Annotated in this window: 14 protein-coding genes; 1 reads left to right on the forward strand and 13 read right to left on the reverse strand. The window is 49.7% G+C overall.

What is annotated here, in order from left to right; translation table 11 throughout:
• Positions 1 to 25: 25 nt before the first annotated feature.
• The 11 genes from ACGF49_RS03885 to ACGF49_RS03935 all read right to left on the reverse strand — a co-directional run bounded on the left by ACGF49_RS03885 (position 26) and on the right by ACGF49_RS03935 (position 10,875).
• On the reverse strand, positions 26 to 886 hold the full coding sequence (locus tag ACGF49_RS03885) for a tagatose bisphosphate family class II aldolase (RefSeq protein WP_113042709.1): 861 nt from the start codon (positions 884 to 886) through the stop codon (positions 26 to 28).
• A gap of 9 nt (positions 887 to 895) precedes the next feature.
• The gene (gene agaF, locus ACGF49_RS03890) at positions 896 to 1,330 is read right to left on the reverse strand and encodes a PTS galactosamine/N-acetylgalactosamine transporter subunit IIA (RefSeq protein WP_112877043.1); all 435 of its coding nucleotides are present in this window, start codon (positions 1,328 to 1,330) and stop codon (positions 896 to 898) included.
• A gap of 22 nt (positions 1,331 to 1,352) precedes the next feature.
• A complete protein-coding gene (locus tag ACGF49_RS03895; protein WP_113042707.1) occupies positions 1,353 to 2,246 on the reverse strand; it encodes a PTS system mannose/fructose/sorbose family transporter subunit IID in 894 nt (297 codons plus the stop codon).
• A complete protein-coding gene (gene agaW / locus ACGF49_RS03900; protein ID WP_113042706.1) occupies positions 2,236 to 3,021 on the reverse strand; it encodes a PTS N-acetylgalactosamine transporter subunit IIC in 786 nt (261 codons plus the stop codon). Before agaW ends, ACGF49_RS03895 begins: the two co-directional genes overlap by 11 nt.
• A gap of 10 nt (positions 3,022 to 3,031) precedes the next feature.
• A complete protein-coding gene (agaV, locus tag ACGF49_RS03905; RefSeq protein WP_011145207.1) occupies positions 3,032 to 3,514 on the reverse strand; it encodes a PTS N-acetylgalactosamine transporter subunit IIB in 483 nt (160 codons plus the stop codon).
• Positions 3,480 to 4,697 carry an AgaS family sugar isomerase gene (locus ACGF49_RS03910; protein ID WP_387489730.1) on the reverse strand — a complete coding sequence of 406 codons (1,218 nt, stop codon included), beginning with the start codon at positions 4,695 to 4,697 and terminating at the stop codon, positions 3,480 to 3,482. Before ACGF49_RS03910 ends, agaV begins: the two co-directional genes overlap by 35 nt.
• Complete coding sequence (locus ACGF49_RS03915) at positions 4,694 to 5,989, reverse strand: D-tagatose-bisphosphate aldolase, class II, non-catalytic subunit (protein ID WP_262977752.1); 1,296 nt, start codon at positions 5,987 to 5,989, stop codon at positions 4,694 to 4,696. Before ACGF49_RS03915 ends, ACGF49_RS03910 begins: the two co-directional genes overlap by 4 nt.
• 35 nt (positions 5,990 to 6,024) lie before the next feature.
• Positions 6,025 to 6,798: a transcriptional repressor AgaR gene (agaR, locus tag ACGF49_RS03920; RefSeq protein WP_113042701.1), complete on the reverse strand. Its 774-nt coding sequence runs from the start codon at positions 6,796 to 6,798 to the stop codon at positions 6,025 to 6,027.
• A gap of 527 nt (positions 6,799 to 7,325) precedes the next feature.
• Entirely contained in the window at positions 7,326 to 9,806 is a 2,481-nt protein-coding gene (locus tag ACGF49_RS03925; protein WP_387489735.1) for a T6SS phospholipase effector Tle1-like catalytic domain-containing protein, read from the reverse strand.
• Positions 9,794 to 10,309, reverse strand: coding sequence for a DUF3304 domain-containing protein (locus tag ACGF49_RS03930; RefSeq protein ID WP_387489738.1), 516 nt, complete (start codon positions 10,307 to 10,309; stop codon positions 9,794 to 9,796). The genes ACGF49_RS03925 and ACGF49_RS03930 overlap by 13 nt, the downstream gene beginning before the upstream one ends.
• Before the next feature lie 50 nt (positions 10,310 to 10,359).
• Positions 10,360 to 10,875, reverse strand: coding sequence for a DUF3304 domain-containing protein (locus ACGF49_RS03935; protein ID WP_387489741.1), 516 nt, complete (start codon positions 10,873 to 10,875; stop codon positions 10,360 to 10,362).
• Between the two features lie 794 nt (positions 10,876 to 11,669).
• Between ACGF49_RS03935 and ampC the strand changes: the two genes are divergently transcribed.
• The gene (gene ampC / locus ACGF49_RS03940; protein ID WP_387489744.1) at positions 11,670 to 12,827 is read left to right on the forward strand and encodes a class C beta-lactamase; all 1,158 of its coding nucleotides are present in this window, start codon (positions 11,670 to 11,672) and stop codon (positions 12,825 to 12,827) included.
• A gap of 81 nt (positions 12,828 to 12,908) precedes the next feature.
• On the opposite strand, the gene ACGF49_RS03945 is transcribed toward ampC, so the two are convergent.
• On the reverse strand, positions 12,909 to 14,207 hold the full coding sequence (locus tag ACGF49_RS03945; RefSeq protein WP_262977756.1) for a phospholipase: 1,299 nt from the start codon (positions 14,205 to 14,207) through the stop codon (positions 12,909 to 12,911).
• 36 nt (positions 14,208 to 14,243) lie between these two features.
• Complete coding sequence (locus ACGF49_RS03950) at positions 14,244 to 14,723, reverse strand: CesT family type III secretion system chaperone (protein ID WP_191214863.1); 480 nt, start codon at positions 14,721 to 14,723, stop codon at positions 14,244 to 14,246.
• Between the last annotated feature and the right edge of the window lie 33 nt (positions 14,724 to 14,756).

Here is a 14,756-nt window from a genome sequence, read left to right on the forward strand (position 1 = left end):
TAGTCAGGATGAAAAAATAGAACCTTCACGAATACAGCTTACCTGCACTGCCACAAATCCGGATTTTTTCTTCTACTACTGCCTGCATAGCCTGTTTTCCTGGCGCGATATATTTACGTGGATCATTCGCATCTGGATGCTGAATGAAATAACGCTTTACCGCATCAGAAAAAGCAATTTTCAGATCGGTCGCCACATTGACTTTGCATACACCAAGACCAATCGCCTGCTGTATCATCACTTCAGGAATACCCGATGCACCATGTAGCACCAACGGAATATCCACCTGTTCACAGATTGCCGCTAGCCGATCAAAATCCAAATGCGGTTCACCATGATACAAACCATGCGCAGAACCAATCGCTACCGCCAGAGAATCAATACCGGTACGGGCAACAAAGGCTTTTGCTGCCAGCGGATCGGTAAAAAAACTATCGGCACTGGAGACCTGCAAATCATCTTCCTGCCCGCCTAGCCGCCCCAATTCCGCCTCAACGCTAACATCGTAACGATGGCAAAATCGTACCACCTCAGCCACCTTACGAATATTCTCTTCAAAGGGTAAATGCGAGCCATCAATCATTACCGAGCGCACACCTGCGGTCACTTTATGACTGATATCCTCCAGTTCCTCATGATGATCGAGATGCAACGCTAGCGGCAGATTGTGGCGACGAGCAGCATCCTGACAGATTGACACTAGGTAGTTAGTCCCCGCATAACTGAAAGTACTCGGCGTACCTGCCAGAATAACCGGTGATGACAAGCGTGCAGCGGTTTCCGCTACCACCTGGACAGTTTCCAGATTATGGACGTTAAAAGCAGGAACCGCATAGCCTTCACGCAGGGCTTTTTTCAACATTTGACGACTGGAAATCAGATACATATAAGCTCCTCAAATGCCATCCAGATTCGGGCTGTCATACCCTCGTTTCTGCTGTTCATGCCACAAGCTGGTTAATCCCCGCCGCCCGCACTCCAGCGCCGTATCACGAAATGTTTCCAGCGTCATACCTTCACGATCTAGCACCATCTCTACCGCCAATTGCATATTCGTACCGGCAATAACTTCATAACATGGATTAGCTATTGCCAGTTGCGCCGCCTGTCGAAATGGTGATCCACCCAGTAAATCACTGAGAATAATGATACCCTCACCACTATCACAGGCTGTGCAGGCCGCCTCCAACAACACCAATAATTGTTGCGTACTGATTCCCTCAGGAAAATCGACAGCACAGCACTGCGGTTGTCGTCCGACAACTTGTTCCACTGCCTGCAACAACCCACTGGCGAAATGTCCATGACCGGTGATTACAATACCTAACATTCCCTCTCCTCGGTGCCGTTTATTAAAGAAAACCCACAAACTTCCCTACAATACCGATCACAACCGTCAAACCAATTAACTTGACCGGGGAAAATCCTTTTTTCATCAACCAAAACACTAGCAGGGTGAAACACAACGGCAACAAATTAGGCATTAGTTTGTCCAGCACATCCTTCTGCAACGCCACACTGGCCTTACCGGCGTTTATCACCACCGGCGTCGAGAGATGAACATAGGAAGCCACTAACGCCCCGATTACCGTCATTCCTACTATCGAAGCGGCATGGGAGATCTTTTTGGTATGCTTTTTCAACAATGCCAACGCACTGGTTCCTGCACGATAGCCATAATGCGCCAGACCAAAACGCAAGCCAAAATGCACAATGTTGAACAACAACAGGAATATGATGGGACCAAACAGACTGCCCTGTAGCGCCAGAGAAGCCCCAATACCTGCACAGATAGGTAACAGAGTCAACCAGAACAATGCATCGCCAATCCCACCTAGCGGCCCCATTAGCGCCACTTTCACGGCGCGAATAGTGGAAATTTTCTCCTTATTTCGCTCCATTGCCAGCACCAAACCAGACAGGAAGGTGGCATCAAACGGATGCACATTAATAAACTCCATATGCATCTTCATAGAATTCGCCAGATCTTGCGGATGCTTGTGGATCTTACGCAGACCCGGGATCAAGGTGTACAACCAGCCCCCCGCCTGCATACGCTCATAGTTAAATGACGCCTGTAGCAACAAAGAGCGCCACGCCATACGATTCAAATCGCCTTTGGTCAGATCCTCACTCGGTATCGTGTCCTGATAGTCATCCTGCTCAACCTGGCTGGTTGCCAGCGCCTGCGCCATCCTGTTCTCAGCTTTAGCAGCCATCGCCGCATCGGTGCCGTTAAATGCCATCTTCCATCTCCTGAGATTGAGTGGTAGGCACGCTGCGTTCAGCGGCCTCCTCCATACGGGAACGGTTAAAGAAATCGATCAATGCAATCGCAAAAGCGCCAAGAGCTACAGCAATAATCGGCATATTGAGGAATGTGACTGAAATGAAACCTAAAATGAAATAAGCGATATAAGTCTTTTTCATCATGATTTTCATCAGCATAGAAAAACCGATAGCAGGCATCATGCCGCCCGCAACCGCCAGACCATCCAACAACCATTGCGGCGCCTTTTGTACCATGACGCTGGCAGCATCGGCACCGAAATAGACCGGTAGAAATGCCACGATAAAGTAGAAACAAAACAGAATGGTGATACCCAGATAGTTCACACGCTCCACGCCGCGCCAGTTCAACGCTTTCACCATTTGATCGCACTTATGCATCATGGGTGAAAACAGGGTAAACAGCAGGGTGATGCAGCCTTGCACCGCAATGGAAAATGGCACCGCGATACCAATCGCTACCTTAGGATCAGCATGAGTCAAAATAGCAAATGCCGTACCAATCACGCCACCAATCACCACATTTGGCGGCTGAGCACCTGCCAGTGGCACCATTCCCATCCAGACCAGCTCCAGTGTCCCCCCGACCAGCAAACCCGTCTGCACATCCCCTAAAATCAGCCCGACCAACGGCCCAATCACCACTGGACGATGAAAATGAGTCAACCCGTCGAACAGATCCACCCCGGCCAATCCAGCCAGTAACCCAATCAATATCGCATCAATCAGCATAACTCCCCCCTCAAACCAGCAATTTGGCGATAGGTTCTCCCGCTTCATCCGGCACTCGCCGAATTTCGCAAGTGACGCCCAGTTGTTCCAACTCACGAAACACCACCACGTCGCTATCATCAACCGAAACCGTCTTATGGATTTGACGCTTTCCCTCAGCAAAATGCATATTACCCACGTTAACGAAGCGGATCGGTACACCGCCTTTTACTAACGTCAATACATCCTGCGGCGTTTTACAGACGATAAAAATTTTCTGGCGCTCAGCCGCTTTATGAATCACATCAATGGTTTTTTGCAGGGTGAAATAACGCGTCTGAACCCCATCAGAAACCACCATATCCATCAGATTTTGCTGCATCAAATCACCGGCAACGTGATCATTAGCCACCAATACCAAATTGGCCCCCAGTGAATTGGTCCAGGTCACACCGACTTGACCATGCACCAACCGGTTATCAATTCGAGTCATTAAAATGTTCGGTATCGACATAATCACTCCTGATACATTTTATTCTTGGTGAATACGATGGATGATAAGGATAAATTTCCACCCCCTTCACCACGCGGTTGACTTCCCCTGTCGGACATGGATTGTCTGGCGTTATGCCCAGTGCCAGCGAGGTTTCAAACGCCAGCATCTGCAAAAATATCAAATAGGGGAACAACAGCCAGATATCGTCTTGTTCACTGTTAACCACCGTGAACCCTTTCCCCTGTGTGCCACTCAGTGCAACAATTTGACACGCCAATCCGTCATGATTCAGCTCATGCCACAGATCGAGATCATAACGACGACGATACTGATCAGCCGAAAGCATCATGACCACCAACGTATCGCGTTCGATCATAAACTTCGGCCCATGACGCACCCCCATTGACGAATCGTAACGCGTCGTGACGTGCCCGGCAGTCAACTCCAGCATCTTGAGCGCTCCCTCCTCTGCTACCCCAGTAAAACAACTGGAACCCAAACACATCATGCGTTTAAAACCACAACGGGCCAGCCGCTTAATTTGTGCCTGCCACTGCCCCCTTTCCCGCTCACACAACGCGGTCATCGCCATCAACGACGACCTACTCTGTTCCAACGTCAATGGCCCTAGCAGCAGCACTGTTGCTAACGTCATGCAGCTAAAACTGGACGTCATAGCAAAACTTTGGTCATGAGAACCCTGTGGCATATTCAACGAACAGACGTGAGAGCACCCTTCGGCATAACACGCTAACGCACCGCCGGGATTACAGGTCAGCATCAGGTGATAACAGCGTGACAGGAGCTGATCCGCCAGTTTTACCGCCGCCACGCTCTCTGGACTATTGCCCGATCGCCCATAGGAAATCAGCAATGTCAGACGCGTTGGATCGAGATATTGCAAAGGAGAAGGCACAATGTCTGTGGTGCTGTACGCGACCACATTCAGTCCACACTGCTCACGCAACCAAGGCGCCAATGCGCGCCCGATAAACGCGGAGGAACCTGCGCCACACAGCACTATCTGTAACTCTGGATCAGACAATAAAGGCTGCAAAAAGGGTCGCCACAACGCTTCCTCACGTTGCAGATTTTGATATAACTGACGCCAAAGCTCAGGCTGTTGATGAATCTCTCTGGCAGTATGCAACGCATGGTGCTCACGCAACCAGACTTCGGCATAGGAAAACAGCTCATTCATGCTAAAACTCCTTGTACCCCAAGCTCACAAGCCTGCGCATAGCTCAAGAGCACAGAACGAATTTTATCCAACACCCAGGCATGTGGGTCATTATCCAACCTTCCGGCATTAACGGCCTGCGCCTGCTCCGGCAGGTACTGACTCAACAGTGAAAGGGAAACCGGACGACAACGCAGATTATCCATCAAGGTATTCACTGCCTGTTGTACCTGCGGATGCGGCCAGTAGTAACGAATGCGATCACTCAAACTGTATTGACGATCAATAAACTGTTGATGCGATGTACCGTGGTAATAGCGATTCCAGTGCTCCGGCTGCTCAAGCATGACCTGTTCTAACGTAGCACACAGATGAGCCGCGTCTTGTTCCCCATTCCATTCACCATCGATTTTATCGAGTGCGAAAAGCGCCTCACGTAAAGCAAAAGTCAAAGCTGGGCCGACTTTCAAAATGGCAAAGTGATCACGTACCAATTCACGGTAAGCTTGCGCCGTTTGATAATCAGTAGAATGAGCTTCATAGACTAAATAGGGTTGAGATTCGATATATTGACTCAGTGCCGCTGCACGTTTAGGTTGATAATGTTCAATATAATGGTGATCGAACTCCACACCCGGTTGCACCACCAGCGCAATCACCCGCGGCCATACCGGTTCCAGTCCAGCCAATCGCCACGCTTGTTGATGTACACTCAACGTTGTCGCCGCGGCCTGAGGCGTCGTGACTTGCACTCCTGCCAATGCTTCCTTCGCTCCGCCCGGTACCGGCACTTCGGTACCTATCACATAAACAGGCGGGTCTCCCCCCACCTGTTGCCAACAACGTTCCGCCACCTGACACAAACGAGCCGCACGTGCCGCAACCTCCTTGTCGCCAAGCGGCGTTGGATCATCCAAACAGGACATTGAGCAATCGAGATGTATCTTACGAAACCCCGCCGCCACATAATCGTGTATCAACGTTTCAGCCAGTTTCATTGCCTGTTCAGCGGGAAGATCCTGCCAGACATTGGGTCCAAGATGATCGCCACCTAACCAGACACGATCACGCGATAAACCAATGCGATCGGCCTGTTGCCAAACTGCATCCCGGAATTGAGCAGGTTGCATCCCAGTATAACCACCAAACTGATTGACCTGATTAGAGGTTGCTTCAATCAATACCGAGGTCTTACGCTCTTTAGCGACGCGCAAAGCACTTTCCAATACCCAAGGATGAGCGGAACAGATCGAATAGATCCCCACTGCTTCACCTGATTTGTGACGACGGATAAGTTGTAATAGTGACTGCATGGTGTCTCCCATGCGGGCAAGAATCTCGGTAAGAACTATTCGTCGGCAATAACCACATCCACGCCGAGTTCAATTAATGCCCGCCTGTAGTTATCAGGGATCCGACTGTCAGTAATCAGCCGATGAATCTGCCCGGCCTGACGGATCAGGCAAAAGCTTCTGCGCCCAAATTTACTGGCATCCGCCACCGCGATAATTTCATGCGCCACCTCACACATTACGCGATTAAGGTGGGCTTCACCGGGATGTGGCGTGGTTATCCCTGCTTCCAGATCAAAACCATCGACGCCAAGAAATAGGATGTCAAAGCGATATTGGCGCAATTGCTGTTCCGCCGCCGGGCCATAGAGCGAGTAGGAGTTCTGACGCACACTCCCGCCAAGCACCATCACCTCCATCCGGTCAAATCCCGCCAGTTCATAGGCGATATTCAACGCGTTAGTCATGACGACCAGATCACGTCGCTCTTTAAGAAATGGTACGATTTGCGTGGTAGTCGAACCGGAGTCAAGGATCAAGGCATCACCATCCTGAACAAACTGTGCCGCCCTAGCCGCAATGCGCGATTTCACATCACGATTCATCCGGCCTTTATCTTGCAAAGGGCGATCAAAGGCGAATTGCTGATTTAACATGGCACCGCCATAAGAACGCAGTGCGCAGCCTTTTTGTTCCAGATAACGCAGGTCATTACGGATAGTGACGCTGGAAACCCCAAAACGGGTGCTCAAATGTTCAACACGTACGCTGCCCTCATGGCACAGCAAGTCGATAATCTGTTCACGTCTTTTTACGGTATCCACAGCCATTCCGTTATACTCCTCAGATTTTCAGCGACAAATTTATACCGCCTGTGATGAATTGCTTTCCCTCTCTTTCGATTTAATTACAGCAAAAGCAACCAAACGAAATTGTGATCGCTATTACAGTCTATTATATAACCAAAAACTGGCATAAAAGGTTTCGATTAGAAACAAAGCGAAAGAAAATATTAAATTCTCTGGTTACTGACTATTTACCCAAAAAATCAGTTTTCATCCACATTTTGGGTAACAATTGACATAAAGAAACGAAAGCCCTTGGTTTTCAATCAGCAACCGCAAAGTTTTATTTTGTCAGGTGATAGCGATCACAAATTTTGTGATTGGGTGTCTATTGGCTGAAACCTCTTTCATTCAAATTAAAGAGATAATTAGCGGAGAAAACAGATCTATAGTGGCTGGATGATATTAGCCTGAGTCAGTACTCAGGCAACAACATTAACGACTTACTTGCCATTCTGGAGACTTAGAATAACCGTACTCATGCAGGCTATCGCCCTGACGGATAACGTTTTTCATTTCTCCGGCTCCCCTAGCGGAGTCGGTTCCAGCGTCTTTCCTGCCCAACGCGCTTTGAGATTCTCTTTGCCGATTTGCAATCGCCGCGCTTCAATAAACTGCCTCTGCTGACCGGTCACCTCGCCTACATGATGGGTGAACGCTTTCGTCCGCTCTGCGTCCGGTAACATGGGGATCAGTTCCCGGGTGGATAAATCGTGGGCGCTCACTTCCAGCTGAGTACAGTGAGCTTCGTCGATGGCATCCGCCACCATGTTGCCGACTTTTTTCCGTTTGAAGATAAACAAGGCACTGCCAACCGGTGACACAGCCCCCACCACATTGCCGCTCACCGTCAAAAGCGACAGGGGTTTATTACACATTTTGCCGAAGTAAATCACCCGGTAACGGAAATAACCGCCCTCCGGCTCGCGCGTATCCAGCGTAGAGTACATAAACCAGGCGCGGGAATCATGCACCTGATTGTCATACAGGTCGACCAGCAATGACTCCGGTGATTCTGGTTGACCGGTTTTTCCCGCCGGGATTGACCGAAAAAGCCGTTTGACCAATACCTCTCCCGCCGCTTTCATTTGCTGATATTCCTTATCCTCATCATCACTGTTCAACAGATAAAGGGCATTGCCCAGAATGTCATCAACAACAAATTGCTTCACACTGTGTATTTCACGCCGTTCTCCCCGGTAGTCACGGCTAAATTCCGCGGCTGCTTCCCGCAACTGATTCTGTGCAGTTTCCGGGTCAAAATCCGGCACTCCCGGGGACAACACCGGTGGCTCTCCCCGTCCACCGTTAGAAGCGAAAGCCGTCCGCTGGGCTTTCCGTTGCTTTAACACCGCCTGTTGCTTTTCTTCCTGCGCCTGCTGACTTTGCTCATAGTGGGCTTTTTTCGCATCACGGTTAGGAGCTTCATGAAAAAACGGCGTACTGAGCAGTGTACCGCCGGCGTAACGGTTGATACGCCAGGCTGTCAGCCAGTCCAGCTGGTTTTTCATGGCCTGCTCCAGCGCCACAGCTGACCGTACCGGTTCAAAGCGGGCAGCTTCCTCTTCCGACAAGGGTTGTTTGGGCATCTCTAGGCCCAGGGTGACTTCACGCCAGGCATTGAAGCGGTTAGCTAAATCTGGAGCGATTGCAAATTCCTTTGCTAATTCCAAAGACATCACTCGCCAAATATCCTTTCTTAAATCTTGCGGAAGAGATGCAGCATCTACTTTCAGCGGTGCTCCAACTTCAAACGCTGCCGCATACATTTCATGCAAAGCAATTTGTGATAAAAGGAGACCATCTGTTTTACCTATTGACTTGCCCTGCTCTCCCGGTGGATAACCGCCGCCCAAATCAGAATGCACCCCAGGATAAATTACCTCAGTACTGCCTGTCGGATAAGTGCCGTCCGAACGGCGAATGGAGTCCATCGGGAAACTCAACCGCTGTTCATGGGTCGAGACCAGATGCACACAACGTTTCACCAACCCGCCGTAAGTATCCTCCGATGGCAGCTCCTGCGTGCCGTCTGCCCAGGCCATATGGCCTTCAACGACAGGAACCACATGGCTCACCCCGACCGACGCCACCGTGTCAAACAGCCCGAGAAACTCCACACTGATGGGCAAGTTACACTCCGGGTCGGTTTCGTTTTTCGCTTGCAGACACTGCGACGGCTTCGAGTTATCCTCTTTGGGGGGCGGCAACAGTTCAGCCAGCCAGTTGACAAAGGCCCGTGCCTCTGCTGCCCCACGGGAAAAACCATACACATACAACTTCATCCCCAGCAGTTTGGATTTGCCCCGTCCCGGCTGGCTGCGGGCTATGACTAGCTCACGTTTCAAGCCAGAAAATTGCTTATAAAACTCGGCATAACGGTTATGTGCGCCACCCAAACCCAGCGTGTGCCATGTCGTGGCCATCGCCTCAAGGGATTTTTGACAAGCAGTATCATCAATTTTGTCGTTTGCTAATACGCGTTTTAATACATCAATCAGCCGCAGCAACGCCCAATTGATCCGGTCCTCACCCCGGTCGGCACCAGCCAGTCCTAATGTGGTGTAATCCAGATCATTAATTTCCGGGAAGGGGGTACCCACACCGGGAATATAATACTTAAAGAACTTTCCGCCAGTGCTGTCGACATCATCCAGCAACGGCTTACCTGCCGCACCACCGGCATAACCGGCCCCAATCGTCGCCTGGAAAAGACGGGCAATATTGGTCGGGTGGTTAGGAACAGCCTGATAAAGGTCGTTATATAAATTATTGCCGGTCCCGTCAAAAAACAGGCTGACATGCAGGGTCTTACAGCAGGGCGGTGCCACCCGACGATCCGCAGCCAGACAGAGCTCCTGATGGTAAGCTCTCTCTTGACTAATTTGTTGGCGGCAATTTTGTCCGACCAGATAGCTTTTGGCTGGCAACCGTCCCTGAGCCGGGAAAGGTGCCGGCAACCAGACAGTATCGTTATGATTTATTTCGGACATACTTTAGGCTCCGTCATTTTCAAAGGTTCTTTAATTGGGTAGTTTGGACTACCGTAGGCGTAACAAGAAGTGGTGACCTTGACCTGATCACAGGGTAAAAAATGCACAGTAATCCCGCAGGTATCACCGCCATTTTGATAATAGGGTATCGGTACTACCCGGCTATGTTGGCGTGTATAAGCATCCATTTTTTTTACCCACGCTAAATATTCATCCCACTTGTCATAACCCGGGAACCCTTCTGTATTCCCTACTCCAGTCTCCCAATCCACCCGAACCGTCATACCCGGTTTCCATTTCGCTGGCACGCTATAGCAACAGCCTCCTCCTCCGCCCTGATACGGTCCGATAATATCGATACCCGGTGTATCATCCACGCTGAACCGATTAATCGCCCACTTGGTATGATTAATCGCAATAATCACGCCTGCCTGCGCCGGAAACTGGCTACAGACAGCCAATAACAGACACAAAACCGCCAGCCTAAGCTGTTGTTTTTTCATCTTCGACTCCTTCACATAGTGATAATCTGGACTTGAGATGCCTGTATGTATTACTTCGGACATACTTTCGGCTCCGTCATTTTCAAAGGTTCTTTAATTGGGTAGTTTGGACTACCGTAGGCGTAACAAGAAGTGGTGACCTTGACCTGATCACAGGGTAAAAAATGCACAGTAATACCGCAGGTATCACCGCCATTTTGATAATAGGGTATCGGTACTACCCGGTTATGCTGGCGTTTGTAAGTGTCCATTTTCTTTTGCCAAGCTAAATATTTCTCATCATCTCCAAAACCAGGAAAACCATCCATTTCCCCCACGCCAGTCTCCCAATCCACCCGGACCGTCATACCCGGTTTCCATTTCGCTGGTACGCTATAGCAGCAACCACCCCCACCACCCTGATACGGTCCGATAATATCGATACCCGGTGTATCATCCACACTGAACCGGTTAATCGCCCATTTGGTATGGTTAATCGCAATAATCACGCCTGCCTGCGCCGGAAACTGGCTACAAGCAGCCAGTAACAGACACAAAACCGCCAGCCTAAGCTGTTGTTTTTTCATCTTCGACTCCTTCACATGCGGGATAATTTGGACTTGAGATGCCTGTATGCATTACTTCGGACATACTTGAAGTTCTGTCATTTTCATTAGTTTCTTAATCGAATAATTGAGACTGCGCATAGCACAAGCTGATTAACCAGATCACCAACACTTAAATTTTCAGATAAATAAACTAAACTGTCTGGAGTGTAAAACGAACAGAAAGTGATATACAACTAAACTAGTGGTTAATAATTGTAAAAGTAGGTAAATCTTACCGAGCAGATCATATGGTTGATAACAAAGAATTTTGCTAAAATACCCATTCAAGTATTATGGCATTAATGTGTTGAAAATATCTACAAAAAAGAATAACAACCCCAAACAATCATAATTCAATCAATTTAGGATTATTCGTTATTTTGAACTAAAGCATGAGAATGAATTGATACTGGATAAAATACGCCTCAGACATGATGGGATACAGACAATCACTTTATTAACAAGCAATCCTTTTCATTCGTTATTCTTTAATTCATACGAGTTTTACGGGCGGATCGTATTCCCACCACTACTGTGCTCTTTGGGAACTCTCCCCCAAATAACGGGCAAAATGACAGCCATTTTTGAATTCAGAACCGTTACTCAGGGCTATCACTAGGTGAAGAAAGGAGGCTATTGTGCGATAAAGCGTTGAGCTTCCCACGGGGAATAATCTTAGGACACCTCTTTTTACCTTGTTACCTCCTGCTGGCGTGTAAATCCTGATAGAATCCAAGACTGAAAGCTCTCACTGTAATTGAAGGACACGCCACATGACAAAACGATTTTCGGTGCTGACTGGCAGTTTGCTGCTTGCCGCTTCTCTCGGCACTCAAGCCTCGAATACACCCGATCAGCCCCATCTGACAAATACCGTTGATAAGACCATACACTCCCTGATGCAGGAATATGACATTCCAGGAATGGCGATTGCGGTGACTTTCCGCGGTCAACATTTTTTCTATCAATACGGTGACGCATCAAAAGAGAGCAACACGCCGGTCACCAAAGAGACCCTCTTTGAAATAGGATCGGTCAGCAAAACCTTTACCGGCAGCCTGATTTCTTGGGCGCAGGTGACGGGAGCCATTTCCCTCTCCGATAAGGCCAGCCAGCATTTTCAACCGCTTGCAGGCAGCGCCTTTGACAACATAAACCTGCTGAATATTGCCACCTACACCGCGGGCGGCCTGCCGTTACAATTCCCTGATGAGATCGACAGCAATAGCAAAATGGTGGACTGGTTTCAGCACTGGCAGCCAAAGTACACGCCCGGAACCTACCGCCAGTACTCCAATCCCAGCATTGGCCTGGCGGGCTATATCGTTGCCCAACGCCTTGAAAAACCTTACTCAATACTGGTGAAAAACCAAATCCTTTCACCACTTGGTCTACACCATACCCGGTTTAACGTGCCCGAGCAGGAGATGAAAAATTATGCATTGGGTTATTCAAAAGAGAATAAACCGATTCGCATCACTCCCGGCGTGCTGGATGAGGAAGCCTATGGTCTGAAAACCAGTGCACAGGAGCTGATCGGCTTCGTAGATGCGAATATCGATCCTTCCCGCGTAGGTGACAGCAAACTGGCACAGGCCATTCGGGCAACCCATACCGGCTATTACCGGGTGGGAGAGATGACGCAAGGGCTGGGCTGGGAGCTTTATCACTGGCCCGTTACCCTTGAGCAGGTACTGAGCGGCAACTCGGCGCAGATCGCTTATCAGGCCAACAAAACCACGGAACTATCGCCGCCAGAGCCGCAAACGGATGCGCTTTTTATCAATAAAACCGGTTCCACCAATGGCTTCGGAGCGTATGTCGCGTTTGTGCCGCAAGAGCAAATGGGTATTGTGCTACTGGCCAACAAAAACTACCCCAACGAGGCACGCATCAAAGCAGCCTGGCAAATCCTCAAGGCACTGAAATAAGGTGCAATTGCGTTAAATACAGTTGTCTATTGGCAGCAACAGCGCCTCCCGCAGGAGGCGCTGTCCTAACATATCGAGTCATTAAGCCAGTAAGGCTTCCAAACCTGCGGTCACCGACTCCATACGGTGACCACCTGAATGCTCAATTACATAACGCTTACCTACCTGAGAAGAAGCATCCAGCCCCCAAATACCATGTTCGACCTTCTGACTCAGCGGATCGCTACTGGTATTGATGTGGGTGACGTTGGCACTATCCAACTTGTCGGCCAGCCGATCCCGTAATCCTACATGCAATCCCATGCTGTTGAATGCGGTGACCTTGATCCCATGTTTGATGCCCGCATATTGCGCCAGCCCGCCGCCCAAGGAGTGGCCTAGAACCTCAACCTTGCCGCCATATTGTTTAGTAAAAGCCTTGACCAAACGGTCAGCATCCTGAAACGCACTGTCCTTGATCCCCAAAGCAGCGCCGACATCACTCTTCACCGTACCAGGACGCTTAGTTGGCTGGGTGCCCACGAAGGAGAGCACCATAGTATCGTCACGTTTGTAAACAGCAACCTTGAGCGCAGACCAGCCGTCTCCCTCAAGGATTAAAGGATCATTCTCCCCCTTGCTGGGGCGAACATGCAGAGTTAACTCACTGCCAGTTCCGCCACTGCCATCCTCCCGGCGAGCCAGTATTGAGGACGGGATATCAGCTAAAGTGGCATGACTGTAACTCGCAGGCATATCCCGATAGCTACTGGAGCAACTAATTCTCGCCAATTGAGCCGCATCCATCACTGCCTTAGCTCCCACAGCATTCAACGGCTCTTGCTCCGCTTTAGCCACAAACGCAGGTTTGGCGATCACCTTGGCAGAATTCAGCAATTGCTCGGCACGCGTTCCAGCCTGCAAACGATCAGATGCGCCAAGCGGTAGGTGCGAGACCCCCTTCGCGCCCGCTCCAGCCAGCCCCAAGGCAGAAGATGCCAGCAAACGCCCTGTGGATTCCGCCAGGTTTTTAACGCCTGTAACACCGACTGAAATTGCACCACTCGTTACACTACTGGCACCGCCCGTGATATTAGCCAATCCCTTGATAATGGCCCCAGTCCAGTAACGCGCCTTACCTTTGGCACTCTGTGCATGGGAGTCATGTCCTCCCTGTATGGCAGTGCCAATCTTGCGAGCCGGGGCACTCAATGTCAGATATTTCAGTGTGGTGGTCATCACCTTGCCCGGCGACACCTGAGTACAAAGACCAGTACTGGTGTAATGAGAGGCAAGATGATGATGAACATTATTATTACGAGATGGTGTCTGTACTTCTCCGTTCGAAAGGGGCGCCAATGCCGTGGCGCTGGGAGTGTGCCCAATACCTTGAATAGACATCTTATTATTCTCCTTGGTTATTCAGATGACCGAAATTCAGCATACGATGGCTGAGCCGGGTAATGGATGCAGCACAGATGATGCGCCATTCTGCTGGGTGCTGATCACCTGAAACTGAGACTGTAAGCTGATCCCAAGATCGAGAAACTCTCCCAGAATCTGCATAAATGTCGTTTCGTCGAACATCTCGATCAATGCAGAGAAGCTCAACACCAGATAATTAGTACGACTGTCCAGACTGATCTGACTGCCGCCCGTGGTAAGACCGAACATATTCAACTCAAGGGCAGCCCGGGTCAACATCAACTGGCCCGGCTCATCTGCTGGCAATCGCAACAAAGGAATATAGAAATAAAATGCCTGAACGTCATCATTACCCGGCACTTCGATGATGCACTCACCACCTTGGCCGAAAGGTACTGTACAGTGACCATCGCTGCCAATGCTCAAAGCTACACCTTGGCGTTCACCAACAAGGCGCAACCATTCAGATACTGTCTGTTGATATGCTTTCACTATGATGTTCTCCGCTCGTTATCCCTTACAGAC

The sequence above is a fragment of the Photorhabdus sp. RM96S genome (assembly GCF_042879335.1).
Lineage (GTDB): Bacteria > Pseudomonadota > Gammaproteobacteria > Enterobacterales > Enterobacteriaceae > Photorhabdus > Photorhabdus kayaii.